Origin of the sequence: Streptomyces sp. NPDC058678 (assembly GCF_042714835.1) — a bacterium.
GTDB lineage: Bacteria > Actinomycetota > Actinomycetes > Streptomycetales > Streptomycetaceae > Streptomyces.
In genome coordinates this window covers 96,755-120,447 of record NZ_JBHXSG010000032.1, presented here as the reverse complement: position 1 = coordinate 120,447, position 23,693 = coordinate 96,755, and the positions used below count along the sequence as shown (strand labels likewise).

18 protein-coding genes are annotated in these 23,693 nt (G+C 68.8%); 7 read left to right on the top strand and 11 right to left on the bottom strand.

What is annotated here, in order from left to right:
• Positions 1 to 73: 73 nt before the first annotated feature.
• The 3 genes from ACFWWR_RS27125 to thyX form a co-directional block, all read right to left on the bottom strand.
• Positions 74 to 1,759, bottom strand: a complete 1,686-nt coding sequence (locus tag ACFWWR_RS27125; RefSeq protein ID WP_383862105.1) for a ribonuclease J — start codon at positions 1,757 to 1,759, stop codon at positions 74 to 76.
• Between the two features lie 154 nt (positions 1,760 to 1,913).
• A complete protein-coding gene (dapA, locus tag ACFWWR_RS27120) occupies positions 1,914 to 2,813 on the bottom strand; it encodes a 4-hydroxy-tetrahydrodipicolinate synthase (protein ID WP_383862102.1) in 900 nt (299 codons plus the stop codon).
• Between the two features lie 211 nt (positions 2,814 to 3,024).
• Positions 3,025 to 3,765 (bottom strand): FAD-dependent thymidylate synthase, encoded by a 741-nt coding sequence (gene thyX, locus ACFWWR_RS27115; protein ID WP_217234532.1) that lies wholly within the window; start codon positions 3,763 to 3,765, stop codon positions 3,025 to 3,027.
• Positions 3,766 to 3,965: 200 nt separating this feature from the next.
• Between thyX and ACFWWR_RS27110 the strand changes: the two genes are divergently transcribed.
• Positions 3,966 to 4,202, top strand: coding sequence for a hypothetical protein (locus ACFWWR_RS27110; RefSeq protein WP_383862098.1), 237 nt, complete (start codon positions 3,966 to 3,968; stop codon positions 4,200 to 4,202).
• Between the two features lie 92 nt (positions 4,203 to 4,294).
• Positions 4,295 to 4,849, top strand: coding sequence for a hypothetical protein (locus ACFWWR_RS27105; protein WP_383862096.1), 555 nt, complete (start codon positions 4,295 to 4,297; stop codon positions 4,847 to 4,849).
• A 72-nt stretch (positions 4,850 to 4,921) separates the two neighbouring features.
• Here the strand turns inward: ACFWWR_RS27105 and ACFWWR_RS27100 are convergent, their stop codons facing one another.
• From ACFWWR_RS27100 to ACFWWR_RS27075, 6 genes are all read right to left on the bottom strand, one after another.
• Positions 4,922 to 5,374 (bottom strand): hypothetical protein, encoded by a 453-nt coding sequence (locus ACFWWR_RS27100; RefSeq protein WP_384305757.1) that lies wholly within the window; start codon positions 5,372 to 5,374, stop codon positions 4,922 to 4,924.
• 8 nt (positions 5,375 to 5,382) lie between these two features.
• Positions 5,383 to 6,135, bottom strand: coding sequence for a 4-hydroxy-tetrahydrodipicolinate reductase (dapB, locus tag ACFWWR_RS27095; RefSeq protein ID WP_383862091.1), 753 nt, complete (start codon positions 6,133 to 6,135; stop codon positions 5,383 to 5,385).
• A 50-nt stretch (positions 6,136 to 6,185) separates the two neighbouring features.
• Complete coding sequence (locus ACFWWR_RS27090; protein ID WP_384305754.1) at positions 6,186 to 7,565, bottom strand: M16 family metallopeptidase; 1,380 nt, start codon at positions 7,563 to 7,565, stop codon at positions 6,186 to 6,188.
• Positions 7,562 to 9,778, bottom strand: coding sequence for a polyribonucleotide nucleotidyltransferase (locus ACFWWR_RS27085; RefSeq protein ID WP_217234538.1), 2,217 nt, complete (start codon positions 9,776 to 9,778; stop codon positions 7,562 to 7,564). The genes ACFWWR_RS27090 and ACFWWR_RS27085 overlap by 4 nt, the downstream gene beginning before the upstream one ends.
• A 341-nt stretch (positions 9,779 to 10,119) precedes the next feature.
• Positions 10,120 to 10,407 carry a 30S ribosomal protein S15 gene (gene rpsO, locus ACFWWR_RS27080; protein WP_217234539.1) on the bottom strand — a complete coding sequence of 96 codons (288 nt, stop codon included), beginning with the start codon at positions 10,405 to 10,407 and terminating at the stop codon, positions 10,120 to 10,122.
• Between the two features lie 193 nt (positions 10,408 to 10,600).
• Positions 10,601 to 12,073: a PQQ-binding-like beta-propeller repeat protein gene (locus tag ACFWWR_RS27075; protein WP_384305751.1), complete on the bottom strand. Its 1,473-nt coding sequence runs from the start codon at positions 12,071 to 12,073 to the stop codon at positions 10,601 to 10,603.
• A gap of 149 nt (positions 12,074 to 12,222) precedes the next feature.
• Here ACFWWR_RS27075 and ACFWWR_RS27070 point away from each other — a divergent pair, with 149 nt between their 5' ends.
• Positions 12,223 to 12,519 carry a DUF397 domain-containing protein gene (locus tag ACFWWR_RS27070; protein ID WP_383862084.1) on the top strand — a complete coding sequence of 99 codons (297 nt, stop codon included), beginning with the start codon at positions 12,223 to 12,225 and terminating at the stop codon, positions 12,517 to 12,519.
• A gap of 54 nt (positions 12,520 to 12,573) precedes the next feature.
• Here the strand turns inward: ACFWWR_RS27070 and ACFWWR_RS27065 are convergent, their stop codons facing one another.
• Together ACFWWR_RS27065 and eccD are read right to left on the bottom strand one after the other, a co-directional pair.
• Positions 12,574 to 14,031: a PQQ-binding-like beta-propeller repeat protein gene (locus ACFWWR_RS27065; RefSeq protein WP_384305748.1), complete on the bottom strand. Its 1,458-nt coding sequence runs from the start codon at positions 14,029 to 14,031 to the stop codon at positions 12,574 to 12,576.
• Positions 14,032 to 14,111: 80 nt separating this feature from the next.
• On the bottom strand, positions 14,112 to 15,614 hold the full coding sequence (gene eccD, locus ACFWWR_RS27060) for a type VII secretion integral membrane protein EccD (RefSeq protein ID WP_383862121.1): 1,503 nt from the start codon (positions 15,612 to 15,614) through the stop codon (positions 14,112 to 14,114).
• 321 nt (positions 15,615 to 15,935) lie between these two features.
• Here eccD and eccCa point away from each other — a divergent pair, with 321 nt between their 5' ends.
• From eccCa to ACFWWR_RS27040, 4 genes are all read left to right on the top strand, one after another.
• Positions 15,936 to 19,910, top strand: a complete 3,975-nt coding sequence (eccCa, locus tag ACFWWR_RS27055) for a type VII secretion protein EccCa (RefSeq protein ID WP_383862118.1) — start codon at positions 15,936 to 15,938, stop codon at positions 19,908 to 19,910.
• 388 nt (positions 19,911 to 20,298) lie between these two features.
• Positions 20,299 to 20,775 carry a hypothetical protein gene (locus tag ACFWWR_RS27050; RefSeq protein ID WP_383862079.1) on the top strand — a complete coding sequence of 159 codons (477 nt, stop codon included), beginning with the start codon at positions 20,299 to 20,301 and terminating at the stop codon, positions 20,773 to 20,775.
• A gap of 11 nt (positions 20,776 to 20,786) precedes the next feature.
• Positions 20,787 to 23,045 (top strand): hypothetical protein, encoded by a 2,259-nt coding sequence (locus ACFWWR_RS27045; protein WP_383862076.1) that lies wholly within the window; start codon positions 20,787 to 20,789, stop codon positions 23,043 to 23,045.
• Positions 23,046 to 23,108: 63 nt separating this feature from the next.
• Entirely contained in the window at positions 23,109 to 23,681 is a 573-nt protein-coding gene (locus ACFWWR_RS27040; RefSeq protein ID WP_384305745.1) for a hypothetical protein, read from the top strand.
• Positions 23,682 to 23,693: the final 12 nt, after the last annotated feature.

Sequence of the window (23,693 nt, the reverse complement as noted above, 5' to 3'; positions counted from 1 at the left end):
TGGGGGGGGGGCCTCCTCTTACATCCCGCCGCCCCCCCGCTCCTGGTTCACGCAGATGAAGGCCGACGGACCGTCAGACCTCCACCACCACAGGGAGGATCATCGGCCGGCGCCGGTAGTTGTCCGAGACCCACTTGCCCAGGGTCCGGCGGATGAGCTGCTGCATCTGGTGCGGCTCCACGACGCCGTCCTGAGCCGACCGCTCCAGGACCTCCGTGACCCTCGGGATGACATCGCTGAAGGCCGAGTCCTCGATGCCGGAGCCGCGGGCCTGGACGTGCGGCCCTCCGGTGATCTTGCCCGTCGAGGAGTCGATGACCACGAAGACCGAGATGATGCCCTCGTCTCCGAGGATCTTGCGGTCCTTCAGTGCCGGCTCGCCGACGTCACCGACCGAGAGGCCGTCGACGTACACGTAGCCCGCCTGGACCTTGCCGGAGATCTTCGCCTTGCCCTCGACGAGGTCGACGACCACGCCGTCCTCGGCGATGACGATCCGGTCGTGCGGGACACCGGTCAGGGCGCCCAGTTCGGCGTTGGCACGCAGGTGGCGCCATTCGCCGTGGACCGGCATCAGGTTCTTCGGGCGGCAGATGTTGTAGAAGTACAGGAGCTCGCCCGCGGAGGCGTGGCCCGAGACGTGCACCTTGGCGTTGCCCTTGTGGACGACGTTCGCGCCCCAGCGGGTCAGGCCGTTGATGACGCGGTAGACCGCGTTCTCGTTGCCGGGGATCAGCGACGACGCCAGGATGACCGTGTCGCCGGGGACGATGCGGATCTGGTGGTCGCGGTTGGCCATGCGGGACAGGGCTGCCATCGGTTCGCCCTGGGAACCCGTGCAGACCAGGACCACCTCGTGGTCCGGCAGGTCGTCGAGGGTCTTGACGTCCACGACCAGGCCCGGCGGGACCTTCAGATAGCCCAGGTCTCTGGCGATGCCCATGTTGCGGACCATCGAGCGGCCGACGAAGGCGACCCTGCGGCCGTACTCGTGGGCCGCGTCCAGGATCTGCTGGATGCGGTGGACGTGGCTGGCGAAGCTCGCCACGATGATCCGCTTGCGGGCGTTGCCGAAGACGGTGCGCAGGACGTTGGAGATGTCGCGCTCGGGCGGGACGAAGCCCGGGACCTCGGCGTTCGTCGAGTCGGAGAGGAGAAGGTCGATGCCCTCCTCGCTCAGTCGTGCGAACGCGTGTAGATCCGTGAGGCGGTTGTCCAGCGGAAGCTGGTCCATCTTGAAGTCGCCGGTGTGGACCACCATGCCGGCGGGCGTGCGGATGGCCACGGCCAGGGCGTCCGGGATGGAGTGGTTGACCGCGACGAACTCGCAGTCGAAGGGACCGATGCGCTCGCGGTGTCCCTCCGCCACTTCCAGGGTGTACGGACGGATGCGGTGCTCCTGGAGCTTCGCCTCGATCAGGGCGAGGGTCAACTTGGAGCCGATGAGCGGGATGTCCGGCTTCTCGCGGAGGAGATAGGGGACGCCGCCGATGTGGTCCTCGTGGCCGTGCGTGAGGACGATGCCCTCGATGTCGTCGAGGCGGTCCCGGACGGACGTGAAGTCCGGCAGGATCAGATCGATGCCGGGCTGCTCCTCCTCGGGGAAGAGGACGCCGCAGTCGACGATCAACAGGCGGCCGCCGTACTCGAAGACCGTCATGTTCCGGCCGATTTCGCCGAGGCCGCCGAGCGGGGTGACGCGCAGGCCGCTCGCGGGGAGCGGCGGGGGCGGGCCGAGTTCAGGATGCGGATGACTCAAAAGACTCTCCTCACCACACGCGCCACGTACCGGTGGGCACGTGGCGCGCATGACGTTCGTGCAGAAGCAGTTGTCGTTGTGGACACAGGCACCGGTGGCCTGTTTATTCAGTTGTGAAGTCTTGATCGCGCGAAGAGGTTCGCGAAGTCTGGTGCTAGAGCTGTACCCCGCCCGCGGCAAGATCGATCTTGAGCTGCTCGATCTCCTCGGGCGCGAGCTCGACCATGGGGGCGCGCAGCGGTCCGGCGGGGAGTCCCTGGAGGACGAGCGCGGCCTTGGCGGTCATGACGCCCTGGGTGCGGAACATCCCGGTGTAGACCGGGAGCAGCTTCTGATGGATCTCGGTCGCCTTCTGGACGTCACCGGAGGTGAACGCGTCCACGAGCGCCCGCAGGTCGGGAGTGACCACGTGGCCGACGACCGAGACGAAGCCGACCGCGCCCACAGAGAGCAGCGGCAGGTTCAGCATGTCGTCGCCGGAGTACCAGGCGAGGCGGGAGCGGGCGATGGCCCAGCTGGCTCGGCCCAGATCGCCCTTGGCGTCCTTGTTGGCGACGATCCGCGGGTGCTCGGCGAGGCGGACGAGCGTCTCGGTGTTGATCGGGACGCCGCTGCGGCCGGGGATGTCGTACAGCATGACCGGCAGTTCGGTGGCGTCGGCGATGGCCGTGAAGTGCCGGTACAGGCCCTCCTGCGGCGGCTTGTTGTAGTACGGGGTGACGACCAGGAGGCCGTGTGCGCCCGTCTTCTCGGCCGCGCGGGCGAGCTGGATGCTGTGGTGGGTGTCGTTCGTGCCGACGCCGGCGACGACGTGGGCGCGGTCGCCGACGGCCTCCAGGACGGCTCGTACGAGGTCCGATTTCTCCGCGTCGCTGGTGGTGGGCGACTCACCGGTGGTGCCGTTGACGATCAGGCCGTCGTTGCCTGCGTCCACCAGGTGGGTGGCGAGCCGCTGTGCGCCGTCGAGGTCGAGTGCGCCGTCCGCCGCGAAGGGCGTGACCATGGCGGTGAGGACCCGCCCGAAGGGGGTCTGCGGAGTGGAGGTCGGAGCCATGGGTAACACGCTACTCGCTGCTCAAGGCCGGGTCTGCCCTCGGGGGAGGCGACAAGTGGTGACAAATGCGGAGCCCGGCACTGCCTGCTCGGGGGTTCAAGCAGTGCCGGGTCCGTTTGATCAGGCTAGATGAACTTCGCTAAATGCCGCAATACGGACACTTCGCGAGGCTGACCCGTACATCAGTGCCCTGCGGGGGAACGAGGGTGCGTTACGGCGCCACTCGGCCGTTCGCATTGAAGGCCGCGTACGTGAGCGGCATGAGCTTGGCCCACTCGGCCTCCATCTTCTCGCCGACCATCTCGATCTCCCGCTGCGGGAAGGACGGGACCTTCGCCAGCTCGTGCTGGGTGCGCAGGCCGAGGAAGTGCATCAGCGAGCGGGCGTTGCAGGTGGCGTACATCGAGGAGAAGAGGCCGACGGGGAGGACCGCGCGGGCCACCTCGCGGGCGACGCCGGCGGCGAGCATCTCCTGGTAGGCCTCGTAGGCCTGGCGGTAGGAGTTCTCCATGGTGCGGCCGACCAGCTCCTGCTGGGCCTGGGTGCCCTCGACGAAGACGTACTTGCCCGGGCGGCCCTCCTGGACCAGCTTGCGGGACTCACCGGGGACGTAGAAGACCGGCTGGAGCTCCCGGTAGCGGCCGCTTTCCTCGTTGTACGACCAGCCCACGCGGTGGCGCATGAACTCGCGAAAGACGAAGATCGGGGCGCTGATGAAGAACGTCATCGAGTTGTGCTCGAAGGGGCTGCCGTGCCGGTCCCGCATGAGGTAGTTGATGAGGCCCTTGGAGCGCTCCGGGTCCTTGCCCATCTCCTCCAGGGACTGCTCGCCGATGGTCGAGACGCGGGCGGCGAAGAGCACGTCGGCGTCGGACGCGGTGTGCTTGACGAGCTCGACGGTGACGTCGCTGCGGAAGCCGGGCTTGAGGTCATCGGCGGGGGTGTCGGTCACGGCTCGGAGGGTCCTTCCATCACTTCTCTCGGGCGGCGCCCACTCTACGGCCCGGCACTGACATCGGGGCGTTCGGTGCCGGGACGCGACAACTTCGGTGAACTTCTGCGAATTCGGCGAATCATGGCACCTTTTGGGGCACCCGCTCGTCTGTGTCAGTGAGAGTCACTCGTTCGACCCCGAAGGGAGAAGCACCCCCGATGTTCCGTCGGCGCGAACCCGTACCGTTCGCCTTCCTCGCCGAAGCCGACAAGTTTCGCAGCAATGTCGCTCCCCCGCCCCCCGAGCGGGCGTCCGTGAGTCAAATAGCCGGGCGCTGGCTGCTGGGGCTCACCATCGTCGCCGCCCTCGCGGGCTCCCTGGTCGTCGGGATACCGGCGCTCAGTCCGGACCAGTCGGCGCAGACACAGCAGTCCCAGGCGTCCCAGGGGCGCTGACTCCATCCGGACCCCCAGAGGTGGTGGGCAGGGACACAGGTCGATAACCTCACCGGGCACAGCCCATGGATGGATTGAGTGAGGACCCAGCCGTGCCCCTGCCCTTCCTGACGGCCGACCGCGCATTCGAATCAGCGGAAGACGTCGCGTTCCCGTTCGACGACCGCGACCGCTGGCGGCGCCCCTACCGGCCCGGTCCGTGGCGGGTGGGAGCGGCCGCGATTTTGCTGCTGCTCGCCTCGTACGTGCTGTTCGCGGCCGTCATCATCGCGCTGACCGACTCGGTGTCCGAGGCGGGTGTGGTGTTCGGTATCGCGCTGCTCGTCATCGTCGGCGCCCTGCGGCTGCTGCGGGTGGGCGTGTGGGTGAGCGCGCACGGACTGCGCCGGGTGGACTTCCTCTTCACGCGCACAGTGCCCTGGGACCGGGTGACGGCCGTGCGGACGGTGCAGCAGCCGGTGCGCTGGCTCGGACTGCCGCGCACCGTTCAGGGACAGGCACTGCTCCTCGTACGGCACGACCGGGCCGCGGACGACGTGTCGGCGCTGCTGACCACGCACAACGCGGACTTCCTGGCGCGTGCCGAGGCCTTCGACAGGGCGTCGGACTCGGTCGAGGCGTGGGCCGACGAGTACCAGCGAAGCTGACAGCGGCAGCGACGCGAAGGGGCCGGTCCGCATGTGTTGCGGGTCGGCCCCTTCGGCGTACGGCGTAAGCGGTCAGGCCTGGACCGGCCTGCCCTCGTGGAGGGCGATCGCCCGCTGCATGGCCTTTCGGGCGCGCGGGGTGTCGCGGGCGTCCTGATAGGCGACGGCGAGGCGGAACCAGCTGCGCCAGTCGTCGGGCGCCGCCTCCGTCTCGGCCTTGCGCTTGGCGAAGACCTCGTCGGCGGAGTCGCGGTCGATGCGGCCGCCCGGGGTGCGCTTCAGCTCGTCGACGGGCAGGCCGCCCTGGGCGTCGAGTTCGGCGGCGAGCCGGTGGGCCTTGCGGACGAACTGGGTGTTCTTCCACAGGAACCACAGACCGATGACCGGCAGGATCAGCACCGCCACGCCGAACGTGACGGTGAGGAGCGTGCCGGACTGGATGAGCATGACGCCGCGGCTGCCGACCAGGACGAAGTAGAAGACCAGGACGGCGGCCGTTGTCGCGTAGGAGAGCTTGGCTCGCATGGCGGGTGTCAGCCCAGGTCCAGGAAGTTTTCCAGGCCGAAGGTCAGGCCAGGGGTGGTCACCACGCGGCGGGCGCCGAGCAGGATGCCCGGCATGAAGCTGCTGTGGTGCAGGGAGTCGTGGCGGACGGTGAGCGTCTCGCCCTCCCCGCCCAGCAGGACCTCCTGGTGGGCGAGCAGGCCGCGCAGGCGGATGGCGTGCACGGGAACGCCGTCCACGCTGGCTCCCCGCGCACCGTCCAGGGCCGTCGCCGTGGCGTCCGGCGCCGGGGCGGAGCCGGCCGTACGGCGGGCCTCGGCGATGAGCTGGGCGGTGCGCGTGGCGGTGCCGGACGGGGCGTCCACCTTGTTCGGGTGGTGCAGCTCGACGACCTCGACGGACTCGAAGTAGGGCGCGGCGATCTGCGCGAACTTCATGGTCAGGACGGCCCCGATGGAGAAGTTGGGCGCGATGAGCACGCCGGTCTCCGGGGACCGGGCGAGCCAGCCCTCGAGCTGCGCGAGGCGCTCGTCGGTCCAGCCGGTGGTGCCCACGACCGCGTGGATGCCGTGCCGTACGCAGAAGTCGAGGTTGTCCATCACGGAGGCCGGCGTGGTCAGTTCGACGACGACCTGGGCTCCGGTCTCGGCCAGCGTCTCCAGCTTGTCGCCCCGGCCGAGGGCGGCCACCAGCTCCATGTCCTCGGCGGCCTCGACCGCCCGTACCGCCTCGGAGCCGATCCGGCCCCTGGCACCGAGGACCGCCACGCGCAGCTTGCTCATCTTCTTGCTTCCTTAACCGGGGTTCCGGAGTCTCGGAGTTTCGGACTTGGTTAGGCGACGGCCTCGTGCAGACGGGACGCCTGCTTGTCCTTCAACGGACCGATGACCGACAACGAGGGCCGCCGGCCCAGGATCTCGCCGGCGACCGAGCGGACGTCGTCCGGGGTGACCGAAGCTATCCGGGACAGCATGTCGTCGACGGACATCTGCTCGCCCCAGCACAGCTCGCTCTTGCCGATGCGGTTCATCAGCGCGCCCGTGTCCTCCAGGCCCAGGACCGTGGAGCCCTGGAGCTGGCCGATGGCGCGGCCGATCTCGTCGTCCGAGAGGCCGTGCTCGGCGACGTGGTCGAGTTCGTCGCGGCAGATCTTCAGGACGTCGTGCACCTGGCTCGGGCGGCAGCCCGCGTAGACGCCGAAGAGGCCGCAGTCAGCGAAGCCGGACGTGTACGAGTACACGCTGTAGGCCAGGCCGCGCTTCTCGCGGACCTCCTGGAAGAGGCGGGAGGACATGCCGCCGCCGAGGGCCGTGTTCAGGACCCCCAGCGCCCAGCGGCGCTCGTCCGTACGCGCCAGACCCGGCATGCCGAGGACGACATGGGCCTGCTCGGTCTTGCGGCCGATAAGTTCGACGCGGCCCGCGGTACGCAGGGCGCGGCGGCCTTCGCGCGGCCCGATGGGCGCCGCCTCGGGCTCCTTGAAGGCGCCGGCCTTCTCGAAGGCGGCGCGGACCTGTCGTACGACCTTGTTGTGGTCGATGTTGCCGGCCGCGGCGACCACGAGGTGGGTCGGGTCGTAGTGCTTCTTGTAGAAGCGGCGGATGCGGTCGGCGGTGAGGGCGTTGACCGTGTCGACCGTGCCGAGGACCGGGCGGCCGAGGGGGTTGTCGCCGAACATGGTGTGCGCGAACAGGTCGTGCACACAGTCGCCCGGGTCGTCCTCGGTCATGGCGATCTCTTCGAGGATCGCGCCCCGCTCGACGTTGACGTCCTCTTCGCGGATGAGCGAGCCCGTGAGCATGTCACAGACGACGTCGATGGCCAGCGGCAGGTCGGTGTCGAGCACGCGTGCGTAGTAGCACGTGTACTCCTTCGCCGTGAACGCGTTCATCTCGCCGCCGACGGCGTCGACGGCGGAGGAGATGTCCAGGGCGGACCGGCGCTGCGTCCCCTTGAAGAGGAGGTGCTCCAGGTAGTGGGTGGCGCCGTTCAGGGCCGGCGTCTCGTCACGGGAGCCGACGTGGGCCCAGATGCCGAAGGTCGCCGAGCGTACGGAGGGCAGCGTCTCGGTGACGATACGCAGACCGCCGGGGAGGGTGGTCTTGCGGACGACACCGATGCCGTTGGTCCCCTTGATGAGGGTTTGGGTACGGGCGACGGCCCGCGCCTCCGAGGAGGTGCGGGCCGTCGCCGTGGAGCTGCTCGACGTCACTGGTCGGTGTCGTCCTTCTTCTCGTCGTCGCCTTCGCCCTCGATCACGGGGATGAGGGAGAGCTTGCCGCGCGAGTCGATCTCGGCGATCTCGACCTGGACCTTGGAGCCCACGGCGAGCACGTCCTCGACGTTCTCCACGCGCTTGCCGCCGGCGAGCTTGCGGATCTGCGAGATGTGCAGCAGACCGTCCTTGCCCGGGAGCAGCGAGACGAACGCACCGAAGGTGGTCGTCTTCACGACCGTACCCAGGTAGCGCTCGCCGACCTCCGGCATGGTCGGGTTCGCGATCGAGTTGATCGTGGCGCGGGCGGCCTCGGCCTGCGAGCCGACCTGGGCACCGATGTAGATGGTGCCGTCGTCCTCGATCGTGATCTCGGCGCCGGTGTCCTCCTGGATCTGGTTGATCATCTTGCCCTTCGGGCCGATGACCTCGCCGATCTTGTCCACGGGGATCTTGACGGTGATGATCCGCGGGGCGTTGGGGGACATCTCGTCCGGCGTGTCGATCGCTTCCATCATCACGTCGAGGATGTGGAGGCGGGCGTCACGGGCCTGCTTGAGGGCCGCGGCCAGGACGGAGGCCGGGATGCCGTCCAGCTTGGTGTCGAGCTGGAGGGCGGTCACGAACTCCTTGGTGCCGGCGACCTTGAAGTCCATGTCACCGAAGGCGTCCTCCGCACCGAGGATGTCGGTGAGGGCGACGTAGTGCGTCTCGCCGTTGATCTCCTGGGAGATCAGGCCCATGGCGATACCGGCGACGGGGGCCTTCAGCGGCACACCGGCGTTCAGCAGCGACATGGTGGAGGCGCAGACCGAGCCCATGGACGTCGAGCCGTTGGAGCCGAGAGCCTCGGACACCTGACGGATGGCGTACGGGAACTCCTCGCGCGTCGGCAGGACCGGCACGATGGCGCGCTCGGCGAGAGCGCCGTGGCCGATCTCGCGGCGCTTCGGGGAGCCGACACGGCCGGTCTCGCCGACGGAGTACGGCGGGAAGTTGTAGTTGTGCATGTAGCGCTTGCGGGTCACCGGGGAGAGGGTGTCCAGCTGCTGCTCCATGCGGAGCATGTTCAGGGTGGTGACGCCCAGGATCTGGGTCTCGCCACGCTCGAACAGCGCCGAACCGTGCACGCGCGGGATGGCCTCGACCTCGGCGGCGAGCGTACGGATGTCCGTCAGCCCACGGCCGTCGATGCGCGTCTTCTCCTTGATGACGCGCTCACGGACCAGGGCCTTGGTCAGCGAGCGGTACGCGGCGGAGATCTCCTTCTCGCGACCCTCGAACTCCGGCAGGAGCTTCTCGGCGGCCAGCGCCTTGACGCGGTCCAGCTCGGCCTCGCGGTCCTGCTTGCCGGCGATGGTGAGCGCCTGGGCGAGCTCGGGGCGGACCGCGGCGGAGAGCGCCTCGAAGACGTCGTCCTGGTAGTCCAGGAAGACCGGGAACTCGCCGGTCGGCTTGGCGGCCTTCGAGGCGAGGTCGGCCTGGGCCTTGCAGAGCACCTTGATGAAGGGCTTCGCGGCGTCCAGACCGGAGGCGACGACCTCCTCGGTCGGCGCCTCGGCACCGCCCTTGACCAGCTGGATGGTCTTCTCGGTGGCCTCGGCCTCGACCATCATGATCGCGACGTCGCCGTCCTCCAGGACGCGACCGGCGACGACCATGTCGAAGACGGCGTCCTCGAGCTCGGTGTGCGTCGGGAACGCGACCCACTGGCCGTTGATCAGCGCGACGCGGACGCCGCCGATCGGGCCGGAGAAGGGCAGGCCGGCCAGCTGCGTGGACGCGGAGGCGGCGTTGATCGCCACGACGTCGTACAGGTGGTCGGGGTTGAGCGCCATGATGGTGGCGACGACCTGGATCTCGTTGCGCAGGCCCTTCTTGAAGGACGGGCGCAGCGGGCGGTCGATCAGGCGGCAGGTGAGGATGGCGTCCTCGGAGGGACGGCCCTCACGGCGGAAGAAGCTGCCGGGGATCTTGCCGGCGGCGTACATCCGCTCCTCGACGTCCACCGTGAGGGGGAAGAAGTCGAGCTGGTCCTTGGGGTTCTTGGAGGCGGTGGTGGCCGACAGCACCATGGTGTCGTCGTCCAGGTACGCCACGGCGGAGCCGGCGGCCTGCTTGGCCAGGCGGCCCGTCTCGAAGCGGATGGTGCGGGTACCGAAGGAGCCGTTGTCGATGACGGCCTCGGCGTAGTGGGTCTCGTTCTCCACTAGTACTTTCTCCTCGTCTTCGTCCCTCGGCTGCCCGTGTGGCAGGGGGACGGTTGCGGAGAAGCGCTCCGTCTGGTGCGGGCCGGTCTTCGATCGAAGCCCTCGGGGCTCTCTTCCCCCCGGGGGCCACTACCGAGGACCGGCGGCGGCGAGGTGCGCTTCTCCTCGTTCGTTTGTCGTGATGACGCCCTACCCTCAGCGAGTACCCGTCATCACTCTGTGTCGTCCGTATTGCGTTGTGCTGCCACACTACAAAGCGTCAGTGACACTCCGCACGTTTCCGTACGTACAGCAAAGGGAGCGGCCCCGATGATCACGGGAACCGCTCCCCTCACGGCGTCTTACTTGGCGCCCGCCGCACCGCGGCGGATACCGAGGCGGTCGACCAGCGCACGGAAGCGCTGGATGTCCTTCTTGGCCAGGTACTGCAGCAGGCGGCGACGCTGACCGACCAGGATCAGCAGACCACGGCGGGAGTGGTGGTCGTGCTTGTGGGTCTTGAGGTGCTCGGTCAGGTCCGAGATACGGCGCGAGAGCATCGCGACCTGGACCTCGGGGGAGCCGGTGTCGCCCTCCTTGGTACCGAACTCGGTGATGAGCTGCTTCTTCGTTGCGGCGTCGAGCGACACGCGTACTCCTCGTAGTCTGTGAAGGGCCACCGAGTGCCCCCGGTCCACATCTCGGGGGAGCTTCCGTTACTCGGGAGGCGGGGATCCGCTGGGCGCGGCCTCCAGGGCCTGGGCTCCGGGGGCGCGTACACAAACGGCCACAGCACAGACTACCAGCCTGCGAGGATGCCCCCGACCGGGGTGGTCTCCGGTGTCAGCCGCCGGTCTCGAACCCGTCGGCGAGCCAGAGGCCCTCCCCCTCGTCGTCCTCGCTCACCGGTCCGGCGAGGCTCGTGGCGGCGAAGAAGACGCGGCCGTGCTCGTAGCGGACGTCCAGATACTCGAAGGGCAGCATGCCGACGGTGCCGTAGAGCAGGAGCAGGGTCTCCTTCCCCGACCTGGGGTCGATGCTCACGGCGGCGCTGGGCGTGTGCGCGGAGGTGGACTCCCGGACGGCGATCAGCCTGTCGCCGCTCATGCGGACGGGGTACATCGGCCGGCCGACTCTGGCATCGAACTTCCCGACGCTCTTCCCGGTGGCCAGATCGAAGGCGACGATCTCGTTGGCCACCTGTCCGTGGGCGCTCACGGTGCCGGAGTCGCGCGCCTGGGTGGCGACGTACAGCTTCCGCTCGTCGACCACCACCGCGTCACAGGTCTCGATCGGGCCCGTGACGTCGATGCCGTCGCCGCACTTGGTGACGTAGGTCTGGACGGGCACCGAGACGGTGGCGCGGAACTCGCCCTGGTCACCGAGGGAGATCAGGTCGGTGATCACCAGGTCGCCAGCCGCGACGGCGATGACGACGGGGGACGAGGAGATCAGACGAACGTCCTGGACACCCGGAGCCACCGCGTAGGTCCACAAGGGCTTGCCGGTCCCAGGATCCGTCCCCTCCACCCGAAAGCGTCTGTTGTCCGCGTTGCCGCACTTGACGACCCGCACGAGGGCCTTGCCCCCGGAGTAGCCGCTGTCCCCGCAGACCGACCCCGCCGTGTGCGACCAGAGCCGCTTCCCGTTGGTCATGGCGTACGCCGCCGAGCCGTCCTCCCAGGCCGCGACGACCTTTCCGCGCGTCATCGTGACCCTGGCGGGCACGAGTCGCTTCTCGGGCAACTCGACGTGCCACAGCCGCTTGCCCGTGTCGATGTCGAACATCGCGATCCGGTCGCACGGGCCGCTCATGGTCCCCCCGCTCGGATCGGTCCTGGTGTGCTCGCTCGAGAAGGCCACGGCGGTTCGGCCGTCCACCGTGGTGTGCGGGGTCGCGGCGCAGACGCTGCCGGGGAAGGTCAGTTTCCACGCCTGGCGGTTGGTCGAGATCCTGTACCCCGTGATGCGGTTGCCCACCGTCTTCGCGAACGTCCTGCCGGTCGCCCAGGTGCCCGTCGCCTTGATGTTCTGGCCGGCTTCGATGCCCTCTGCGCGGCGCTGGATCGCGATCACCCCCTCCGGGGTCGTCGGCCGCCGCTCGGTCGTCTCCCGGATGTCGTCCGGGGCTCGACTCGCCGCGGCCGGGCTCCGGCCGTCGCCGGTGCCGTCGTACGACATGACCCAGATGCCTGCGAACAGCAACGCGAGGGCGGTCGTCGTGGCACCGAGAGCGAGCAGCCGACGGCGCTTCCTGCGGCTCTCGGCCGCCAAAGTGGACTCGGTGTAGACGGACGGCGGTGGGCCGAAACTCACGGACGGGACCTTTCTGCCGAGGGCGCGGAGGTGTGAGGGAGTTGTCGCCCTTCGTGACGGTCGCTCAGGAGCAAACGTCTGACCTGGGGGAACGACGGCAAGTAGGGTGGCTGCACAGCTCGTTGCAGAGGGAAGGATCGGAAGTCGCCATGGCCGACACCAAGGACGAGGAACTGAAGGCACGCAAGGAGCGCGAGAGGGACGAGCTGTACGCCCTCGACATCTCCGGCGTCGAGTGGCACAGCGCGCCGGGCACCGAGGAGCACGAGGAGCGGGTCGAGATCGCCTACCTCCCCGAAGGAGCCGTGGCCATGCGGTCGTCGCTCGACCCCGACACCGTGCTGCGGTACACGGAGGCGGAGTGGCGGGCGTTCGTGCTGGGGGCGCGGGACGGGGAGTTCGATCTGGATCCTGCGCCCCATGGTGGGGGGCCTGCCGCGGAGTGACGGGCAGGAGGGCGGGGGACGGGTGCGTGGCCGGTTCCCCGCTTGTCGTTCCCCCTACCGGGTTGCGGACATGCTCCCTCGGGCGGCGCTCTCGATGCCCAGTGCCAGCCAGATCCACTGCTTGCCCTTGGCGGGACCGCTCGCCTGCTTGGCGGCGAAGAACAGCCGTCCGTCCTGGACGAGGATGTCGTACGAGTCCCTGAGGGTGAACACCTCCGCCTCCAGTGGCAGACCGAAGTAGAAGTACGGGGTCTCCTCCCCCGTCTTCGGGTCGAGACCGACCAGCGCCATCGGTGAGATGCGGTCGCCGCTCTCCCGGAGCGCGAGGAGCTGGTCGCCGCTCATCTGCATCGGGTACAGCAGCTCGTTGGGCCCCGAGTCGAACTTCTTGACGGTGTTCCCGGTCGCCAGGTCGAAGCCGACGATCCAGTTGGAGGGACGCTTGGCGTCGTCGTGTTCCTTGCTCCGGAGGAAGACCTGGCCGCCGCCCACCGGGATCGTCGGGCAGTCGTCGATGACGCCGTAGTCGAGCGCGTCGTCGTTGCACTCACCGACGTACTGCCCGCCCTGCAGCCGGATCGTGGCACGGTTCTTGCCCTTGCCGTCCAGGGAGAGCAGCTCGGTGTAGCCGGTGTCGCCGGCCGCGACCGCCAGGACGGCCGGGTCGGTGGACGGGACCTGGACGTCCCGGACCCCGGACGCGACCTGGTACGTCCACATGGTCTTGCCGGTGCGCGGATCCGTCTTGCGCACCTGGTACGCGGTGGACTCCCACGAGGTGGCGGGCTTGCCCTTCTGCTCACAGGCGACCAGAACGAGCAGGGCCCGCCCGCCGGCCACACCGCGGTCCTCGCAGTCACCGGAGCCCTCGGTGCGCCACAGCCGCCGGCCCTCGTCCATGTCGTACGCCTCGGAGCCGTCGTCCCGGGTCACGGCGACCGTGGCGTGGGTGAGCGTCACGCTTGTCGTGTCCCACTTGCCGGACGTGAACCCGTGCTCCCAGATCTTCCGGCCGTCGTCGAGGTCGACGAACGCCACGTGGTCGCAGTGGGCGTCCTCGCCGGTGCTCGACCGGAAGAGGACGGCCGTACGGTTCTCGACGGTCACATGGCGCGTGTAGCCACAGATCGGGCCGGAGAGCTGAAGCTTCCACACCTCGTCGCCGGGTGAGGCGTCCGTGCCGATCCGCAGGCCGACGAGGCTCCTGTTGATGCCCTTGGCGAGGATCTCGTCCGTGGCCCACGTGCCGGGCATCGCGACCTGCTCGCCGGGGGCCATCTCGTCCTCCGAGAAACGGAACGCCATCGCACCGGTCGTGCTCTTGGGCGGTGTCTCGACCGATTCCCGGACGTCGAGGCGGCTCTGCGCGGCGGCGGCCAGGGGCTTGTTCGACGGTGCGGGATCCCGGTCCCACAGCAGCCAGCCGCCGGCGGCCAGCACGACGACCAGGACGGCAGCCACCCCGCCGAGCAGCGTCCTACGGCGCTTCTTGCGCTGGAGGTCCGCCGACACCGTCGACTGGGTGAATATCGATGGAGGTGGGCCGAAGCTCACGCTCGAAGGTCCCTTCACTCATTGCCGGATGGGCCGGATCAGCTCGTCATCGACCGGGCGGTGGTGTACACGTCGAAAACGGCCAGTGCCAGCGGCACCAGGGTGAGCAGCACGAAGCCCTCGGCGATCTCCAGGAAGCGTCCCCAGAACGGGGTGAGGCCGCCGCGCGAGACGATCAGGCCGAGCGAGGTGACGAGGGCGGCCGTCGCGGCGATCGCCGCGACGAGCCAGACGGTCCGGATGTCGAGGTCGGTGCGGTCGCCCATGAGGGCGTCGCGGACGATCGACTGCGGCGGGTTGAGCGCCAGACCGAGGCCGAGAAGTACGAGCGAGGCGAGGCCGGCGGAGAGGACGGGGGCGACCTGACCGGTGTACCGGAAGAGGTGGGCGCGCATCAGCAGGGCCACACCGGTCGCGAGGGCGAGGAGCTGGGCCCACACGTTGGAGGAGAAGCCGAGGACCGCGGAGGAACCGACCACGGTCACCGCGCAGCCGCCCACGAGGCCGACCAGCAGTTCGTGTCCGCGCCGGGCCTTGGCGGTGACCCGCTCGGCGTCGACCGGCTCCTGCGGGGTGGGGTCGGTGTCGTACGCGCTGCGCGGGGCGGTGTCCGGGGTGTCGAAGCCGATCGGCAGCCGGGCGAAGCGCATCGACAGACCCGGCAGGAAGGCGAGGCCGCCGACGGCGATCGGGGCGCACAGGGCGGCGATCTCGGAGGCCGTCCAGTCGGCGAGGGTCGCCGCGAACACGGAGAGCAGACCGATGGCGGAGGCGAAGACGAACGCGACGAACGGGCCGTCTCCGCTCGGCGAGCACAGGGTGAGCAGGAACGAGGCCAGCAGCACCGCCGCGCAGGCGAGGAGGAACTGGAGCTTGCCGATGCCCTGCCCGTCGCTGAGCGGGAGGAGTCCCGAGCCGGCCACGCCGACGTTGGGGAGGGCGCCGAGTCCCAGGGCGATGGCCGAGGCCCGGTCGTCGTAGACCCGGGCGCGTACGCACGCGAGGACGACCAGGAGCACACCGGCGACTCCGGCAAGGATGCCGGGCAGGCTGTGCATGTCGTGGAGCGGGTCGCCGGTCCAGGCCACGAAGGCGAGCAGGACCGGCAGCACGCCGCCTCCGACGAGGCCCGCGGCGCGCGTCAAGTCGCCGCTCCACAGGGTGCGTTCGCTCGTCACCGCGGAGGCGACCGCTTCGGAGACGTCGTCGAAGACGGCCGGGGGCAGCGACTCGGCGAAGGGGCGCAGCGTGAGGAGTTCGCCGTCGAGAATGCGCTGGGCGGCGAAGGACCGGGAGCTGTCGAGGACGGTGCCGTCCCGGCGTACCAGGTGGTAGCCGACGGGTGCGCCCTCGGCGGGGCTCTGTTGGGAGAGCCGGAGGATCTCCGGATAGATGTCGGCGACCGGGATGTCGTCGGGCAGTGCCACGTCGATCCGGCTGTCGGGCGCGACGATCGTGACCCGGCAGAAGCCGAGCCCCGTGCCCGCACCGGAGGTCCCCGTACCGGTCCCTCCTCCGGTGGCTGCCGCGGAGGCCGTCATGCTCACCTGCTGATCCCCCTCAGTGATGGTTCCGCGTCTGCGGTGTGAAAGTCCTGCGCCGCTTTCCCCGCCCGTCGAGACCGACGCCGCGGGGAGGTGGCGACAAGCGTGCCGCGGGGCTGTCGCCGGGGTTCCGTACCTCGTCAGATGGCATGGAATGCCCCGATCCTCCAGCCCAACTCGCGTGTGCTCACGCGAACATCCGGCACCCTACCGTCCCGTCGTCTCTTATGAAGTCAGTAGGATCACGCGGCGGCCTGCGTCCGCCCGACACGGGGCGGCGGACGGACTTCTCCGGGCCGGCCAAGGGAATGGATGACAGTGAGCCACATCGTCGTGAAGCGCCCGCCTCGGGTGCTGCCGTCCGAAGTGTCCACGCAGGAGATCGTCCTGCAGCCTCCGCCCGAACTGCCGCGGGGGCACCAGGAAAGCGTGCTGATGCAACTCCTGCCGACGCTCGGCATGGGTGGCTCGGTGGTCTTCTTCTTCACGAACGGCCAGCCGTTCATGAAGATCATGGGCATGATCATGATCGCGTCGACGGTCGCCATGTCCATCGCGATGGTGGTCCGCTTCCGCCGCGGCTCCCAGGGGCAGTTGGCGGACATGCGCCGCGACTACCTCAGCTACCTGGCGCAGACCCGGCGCACGGCCGTCGACACGGCGAAGGCGCAGCGGGACGCGCAGTACTTCCTCCACCCCTCCCCCGAGCAGCTGTGGGCCCTGGTCGCCGAGGGCAGCCGGGTGTGGGAACGACGCCCCGGCGACGAGGACTTCGCGCAGGTCCGCATCGGCCTCGGCTCGCAGGCGCTCGCCAGCGCCCTGGTCGCCCCCGAGACCGCCCCCGTCGAACAGTTGGAGCCGCTCACGGCGGGCGCGATGCAGCGCTTCCTCGCCGTCCACAGCACCCTGGACGACCTGCCGATGGCGGTCTCCCTGCGTGCCTTCTACCACGTCACGATCAGCGGTGACCCGCAGTCCGTACGGTCCTCCGCCCGGGCCATGGCCGGCTCGCTGGCCGCGCTGCACTCCCCCCAGGACCTGCTCATCGTGGTCGCGGCGGGCCGCCAGGCCCTGCCCCACTGGGAGTGGGCCAAGTGGCTCCCGCACGTCCAGGCACCCGGTTCCGTGGACGGCGCCGGCAGCCGCAGGCTGATCGACAGCGACACCCGTGAGCTGGAGAACCTGCTCGCCACCCGGCTGACCGGCCGCCCGCGCTTCCACCCGAACGCGGCGCCGCTGCCGGAGGAGCCCCACATCGTCGTCGTACTCGACGGCGTCTCCCTGCCGCCGGACTCCGTCCTGGCCAACCCCGAGGGGCTGCAGGGCGTCACGGTCCTCGAGGTCGTCCCCGGCGAGCTGACCGGGGCCGGCGGCGAGCTCTCCATCGTCGTGCAACCCGAGGCGCTGCACCTGGAGTCGGGGCACGGCGTCGTCTACGAGGGGACTCCCGACACCCTCTCCCACGAGTCCGCCGAGGCGCTCGCCCGGCAACTCGCCCCGCTGCGGATGGCCTCCGGCGGGGACGACGACGAACCGCTGCTGGCCAACCTGGAGTTCACCGACCTGCTGAACCTCGGTGACGCTGCGTCCGTCGACACCAAGCGCACCTGGCGGCCGCGGTCGCTGGCCGAGCGGCTGCGGGTGCCGATCGGGCTCGGCGAGGACGGCCGGCCCGTCATGCTGGACCTCAAGGAGGCCGCCCAGGAGGGCATGGGCCCGCACGGTCTGTGCGTGGGCGCCACCGGTTCCGGCAAGTCGGAACTGCTGCGCACCCTGGTGCTGGGCCTGGCGGTGACGCACTCCTCGGAGACGCTGAACTTCGTCCTCGCCGACTTCAAGGGCGGCGCCACCTTCGCCGGCATGGCGCAGATGCCGCACGTGGCGGCCGTCATCACCAACCTCGCGGACGACCTGACCCTGGTCGACCGCATGGGCGACTCCATCCGCGGCGAGCTCAACCGCCGCCAGGAGATGCTGCGCGACGCGGGCAACTACGCCAACATCCACGACTACGAGAAGGCGCGCGCGGCCGGTGCGCCGCTGCAGCCGATTCCCTCCCTGGTCCTGGTGATCGACGAGTTCAGCGAACTGCTCACCGCCAAGCCGGACTTCATCGAGATGTTCGTCCAGATCGGCCGCATCGGCCGGTCCCTCGGCGTGCACCTGCTGCTGGCCTCGCAGCGTCTGGAGGAGGGGCGCCTGCGCGGTCTGGAGACCTATCTGTCGTACCGGATCGGTCTGCGCACCTTCTCGGCCGCGGAGTCCCGGGCGGCGATCGGCGTACCGGACGCCTACGAGCTGCCCAACGTCCCCGGCTCCGGCATCCTGAAGTTCGGCACGGGCGAGATGGTGCGCTTCAAGGCGGCCTACGTCTCCGGCGTGTACCGCTCGGGTACGCAGCGGTCGGCGCTGGGCAGCGGCCAGTTGCCGATGGACCGGCGGCCGGTGCTGTTCACGGCGGCCGAGGTGCCCGTCCAGTACGTGGCGGTGCCGCAGCAGCGCCCTTCGGCCCCGGACGCTCCGGACGTCGACGACGCTCTCGCGGACACCGTGCTGGACGTGGTCGTGCGCCGACTGGAGGCGCAGGGACCGGCGGCCCACCAGGTGTGGCTGCCGCCGCTGGACAGCCCGCCCTCCCTGGACGGACTCCTGCCCGGACTCACCGCCGTACCGGGCCGCGGCCTCACCCAGCCCGGCTACGAAGGCGCGGGCCGCCTCATCGTGCCGGCGGGCCTCGTCGACAAGCCGTTCGAGCAGCGCCGCGATCCGCTCTGGGCGGACTTCTCCGGCGCGGCCGGCCACATGCAGATCGTCGGCGGTCCGCAGTCCGGCAAGTCGACGCTGCTGCGCACCCTGATCTCGGCGTTCGCGCTCACCCACACCCCGCACGAAGTCCAGTTCTACGGCCTCGACTTCGGCGGTGGCGGCATGGCAGCGGTCGCCGGACTTCCCCACGTGGGCGGCGTGGCCTCGCGCCTGGACCCGGAGCGCGTGCGGCGCACCGTGGCCGAGGTGTACGGCGTGCTGACCCACCGCGAGGAGTACTTCCGCTCCGCCGGCATCGCGTCCATCGCGGACTTCCGGGCGCGGCGCGCGCGAGGCGAGATCTCGGTCGCGGACCAGCCGTGGGGAGACGTCTTCCTCGTCATCGACGGATGGGGCAACTTCCGCGCGGACTACGAGGCGATGGACCAGGTGATCCACGACATCGCGGCACGCGGACTCGGCTACGGCATCCACCTGATCCTGACGGCCTCGCGCTCGATGGAGGTCAGGGCCGCCCTCAAGGACCACCTGATGAACCGCCTGGAGCTGCGGCTCGGCGACACCATGGACTCCGAGCTGGACCGCAAGGTGGCCGCGAACGTTCCGGCGGGCGTGCCCGGCCGCGGACAGGCGCCGCAGAAGCTGCACTTCATGGCGGCGGTGCCCCGCATCGACGGTCTGACCTCCGACACGGACCTGGCGGAGGCCACGGCCGCGCTGGCGACCGAGGTGTCCCGGCACTGGCAGGCGCCCGGAGCGCCCGAAGTCCGCCTGCTGCCCCGCGAGTTCCCTGCCGAGCAGCTGCCGCCCGGCAACCGTTTCCCGCAGCGCGGTGTCGCCTTCGCGCTCGACGAGGACAACCTCGAACCGGTCTTCGTCGACTTCGAGCAGGACCCGTTCTTCCTCGTCTTCGGTGAGAGCGAGTCGGGCAAGTCGAACCTGCTGCGGCTGCTGATCAAGCAGCTGACGGAGCGGTACGAGGGCCACGAGGCCAAGCTGTTCGTCATCGACAACCGGCGCTCCCTGCTGGACGTGACGCCGGCGTCCCACCTCGCCGAGTACATCCCCATGTCCAACTCCATGGACCACCACATGGCCGCCCTCGCCGACCTGATGCAGCGTCGCACCCCGACCGCCGACGTGACGGCACAGCAGCTGCGGGACCGGAGTTGGTGGCAGGGGCCGACGGTGTACGTGGTCATCGACGACTACGACCTCGTGTCGACGTCGAGCGGGAATCCGCTGGCGGGCCTGACCGAGCTGCTGCCGTTCGCCCGCGACGTGGGCGTGCGGTTCATCATCGCGCGGTCGACGGCCGGTGCCGGGCGGGCGTCGTACGAGGCGTTCATGCAGCGCATCAAGGAACTGGGCGCACAGGGTGTCGTCCTGGCCGGCGACCCGGGAGAGGGAGACATCCTCGGCGGGGTACGGCCACGGCCGATGCCTGCGGGGCGGGGGGTCTTCGTGTCTCGGCGGCGGGGGAAGCCGTTGGTTCAGGTGGGGTTGGTGGCGGAGAGCGTGTACTGAGGTGTCGTGGGAGGCGGACACTGCAGGCGTGTACTGAGGTGCCGGCCGGCCGCTTTCCCTCCCTGGGTCGGGCGGCTCGGCCGGCCTGTACGACGGCCGCCGAGGCCCCGCCGTCAGAACTCCGGCTTGGGGAGGGCGTGTCCCCTGTGCACCCGTCACTTGCCGGCGATCCGGTGTCCTGTGTGTCCGTTGCCCTCAGACCGGAGGAACGACTGTCGTGCGAGCGCACCATCGGGCGGGCGAGGTAAGTGTGAAGCAATGATGCGAGTTGACGCTCAATTGCTCGGCACTCAGCTGCCGTTGGTACGTTGAGGATCAGGTAAGAGGCTCTGCGAGCAGTCACGATCGGGACTGAAACGGCAGGGGGACCACGGGAGGGCACAGGGGCATGGCCTGGGACGAGTGGGAGCAGCTCAAGTCCGGCGCGGCGCAGCGCGGCTCCACGCAGATGCGGCTCAACCAGCTGCCCGCGGACCAGGGCGGGGGCGGAGCCGCGGAAGGCGATCTGGTGGTGAACCAGGACGATCTCGGAGCCGTCGGCCATGAGGCCTTTGTCCTCTACGAGGATCTCCGCAGAGAAGCGGACATCGCCGGCGCAAGCCCGAACAAGGACGGCGCCGGTTCCACGGCGCAGGCCGCCGCCTCGTTGAAGTCCCACAACTTCGCCATGGGCGGCGCCCTGGACACGACGATCGAGATCTGGACCTCCCAGGTCAAGTCCGTACTTCAGGCATGCGCGCACATCTCCAATCACCTCGACTTCACGCAGAAGTTGCATGCGTCGGACGATGCCAAGATCGCGGCAGTGGTGAGCCGCGACGGCGAGGCCCTGACCGTGTCCGAGCTCAGCAGGTACTTCAAGTAGGGAACGCGGTCATGGCTTTCACTTACCTGGACCTGACCGAGGTCGACCTCGGCGCACTAGGCACAGCGGTCTCCGACTGGAAGGGCACGGTCGACGGCCTCAAGGCCCTGGCGGAGAACGCCCAGAAGGGCATGCAGGCCAAGGCGGACCGCGCACGGTGGGCCGGAGTGAACGCCTCGGTGACGCGGGAGTTCGTGGCCAAGACCAAGAAGGAGATCTCGGACCTCCACGTCGAGGCGAGCAGTATCCATCAGGTCCTCGCCGACGCTCACACCGAACTCGCCTCGCTGCAGAAGCAGGTCAGGACCGCGGTCGAGACGGATGCCTCGAACCTCGGGATCCGTGTCGAGGACATCGGCGAGGGAAAGGTCCGCTGCTTTTTTCCGCACATCCGGGGCGACAGCGACGAACGTACGCAGGAACAGCTGGACGCCAAACAGGAGTTGGAGAGCCGGATCAACCGGCTCCTCGCCCACGCCGCGGAGATCGACGAGTCGGTGGCCCGCGCCCTGCGCAAGAGCCACGGCAACGACCGGAACAACGCCGGACACAGCTCGTACGAGTCCTTGAACGACGCGCAGGCCGAACGCGCCGTGGAACTGGCCCGCAAGGGCGACAAGATGACCGACGCGGAACTGCAGGAATTCAACCGGCTGATGCAGTTCAACGGCAGGGAGAAGAACGGCGAGTTCGCCACCGACTTCTACAAGGGCCTCGGCGGACCGGAGAAGACACTCGAGTTCTACGCCGAGATGTCGATCAACGGGACCGGCCCGGACGCGAGCAAGGTCCGCCTCGATGCCGTGAAGGACCTCCAGAAGAACATGGGGTTCGCGCTGGCCAACGCCACGAACCCGCACACGGAGCACCACCTGCCCAGTACCTGGGGCGACCAGTTCCGCCGCTTGGGCACACAGGAGATCGCCTGGGAGAAGGGCCAATGGGGCAAGCCGTACGGCTACCAGGTCTTCGGCGGCCTGCTGCGCTACGGCAACTACGACGCGAGTTTCATCAACCCGATCGCCGAGCACGTCACCCAACTGCACAAAGAGGACCCGTACTTCTTCCTGCGCAACAAGGCCGAGGGGTCGCCGGACATCTACGGCTTCAATCCGTCAGGTCGGCTGGGATCGGGCAACGAACCGCTCAACAGCGTCCTGGAGGCACTCGGTCACAGCCCTGACGCGGCGGAGAAGTTCTTCACCGATCCGCCGACCACGTACAACGAGGACGGTACGGAGAAGACCGGTGGCAAAGCGGGCTTCGACTCCTACCTCGACCTGTTCACCGACAAGGACTTCGAGTGGACGATCGACACCAACGACGCGAACGTCCTCGCGGACGAGGAGAAGACGAAGAACGCGCTCGGCTTCGGTCAGCAGGCGCTCGGGCACGCGCTGGAGGCCGCGACGACCGGCCTGCCTTGCGGCAGTGAGGCCGTGTCGCCACCGCATTCCGAGGAAGGAGCCGCCATCTTCCACAAGCTCGTCGAACGCTATGGCGTCGACCCCGGTGACCTGGACGACTCGCCCATGCGGGCAAGCCTGGGAAACATCACCGCCGACTACATGCGGGATGTACAGGGTGCCTTCATGGGGGACGGGAGTGTGGTGGGCACCCATGGGGCCAGCGCTCACCTCGGGAACTTCGACGTCACCACCAACCCGGAGGGCCTTTCTCCCGGCGTACTCAAGAACTTCCTGGGCGCGGTAGGAAAGGATCCCGATGCCTACGGGGCCATCCTGACTTCCCAGGAGGCGGTGACCACGGACCTCGTCAATGAGGCCTTCCATGACGCCGATAAGTACAAGGAGCTGGCTCCCGAGATCGCCAACCGGGTCGATCCGGGCGGCGAGATCGCCGGGATCATGGCGGAGTCCCGCACGCAGGCGGTCGTTGACGAAAAGCTTGCCTCTGACGCGGAGTTCAATGAAGGGGTCGCCACGGCCGACAAATGGGCCGGTCGCGTCATTGGTATGGGCGTTGGCAGGATTCCGGTGGCGGGTGAGGCGGTTGGCTGGGTGGTGGAGGACATTCAGGCGTCCGTCGTGGAGAACTTCACCAGGGATTCCAGCGAGGAAGCCCTGAAAGACCGAAGTCGGTTCCTGGAGGAACAGAGAGTCAACTCGGCGGACGCGATTTACGACGCCACCTACACAGCCGCCAGGGAAGCGGGCTACGACGACACTAATGCGGCGAGTCAGGCCGAAGCCGCCAGGCGGGAAGTCCAGGACTCCTACGGCCAGGGACGCCAGAGAGCAGGGAAGTAGTAGCTCGTGAACGGATCAAAAAAGCGGAGTCGACGATTCAAGACGTCGGTTGCTCTGGCGGTCGTGGGTGCTCTGGCTGTAGCCGGCGTCGTGGCCTGGCAGATCTGGCCGTCGGAAGAACCGGCCGTCGCGGTGCCGGCACAGGTTTGCGACGACGCTCTTCCGGGAGCGGCCGCGAAGGTGCTTCTACCAGATAAAGGCAAGCCGTTCTCGGATTGGGCTTCAGGCGTCTTCAACCCTCGATATCCCTACAAAAGAGCCGGCTCCGGAACGTGCAAACTGTACGGTGGAGGGAAGGCGATAACGATCGAGCATTCCTTCTATCTCCAGTCCGAATACAGCATGCAGGATGTGGCTCGCGGGGCGGAGCAGGCGGGCAACAAGAAGATCACTCTCGGTAAGGCCCACGGGTATTACAAGGGAGACACCGTTTTCCTCTTTGCCGATTGCTCCCCCAAAGCAGCAGAAGCCAAGGCACTGGTGGAGGTTGACGTGACGTTCGAGAAGACGACCGACCGAACCGTCATCCAGAACATGGCTTCGCTCGCCGCGGACACCCTTCGGCTTGAGGCCCGGGAACTCTGGGCTTGCGAGGGCGCGGATGAGCTGCCGAACGGTAGCCCGCAAGTCGGCTGAGCCATTGCCCAA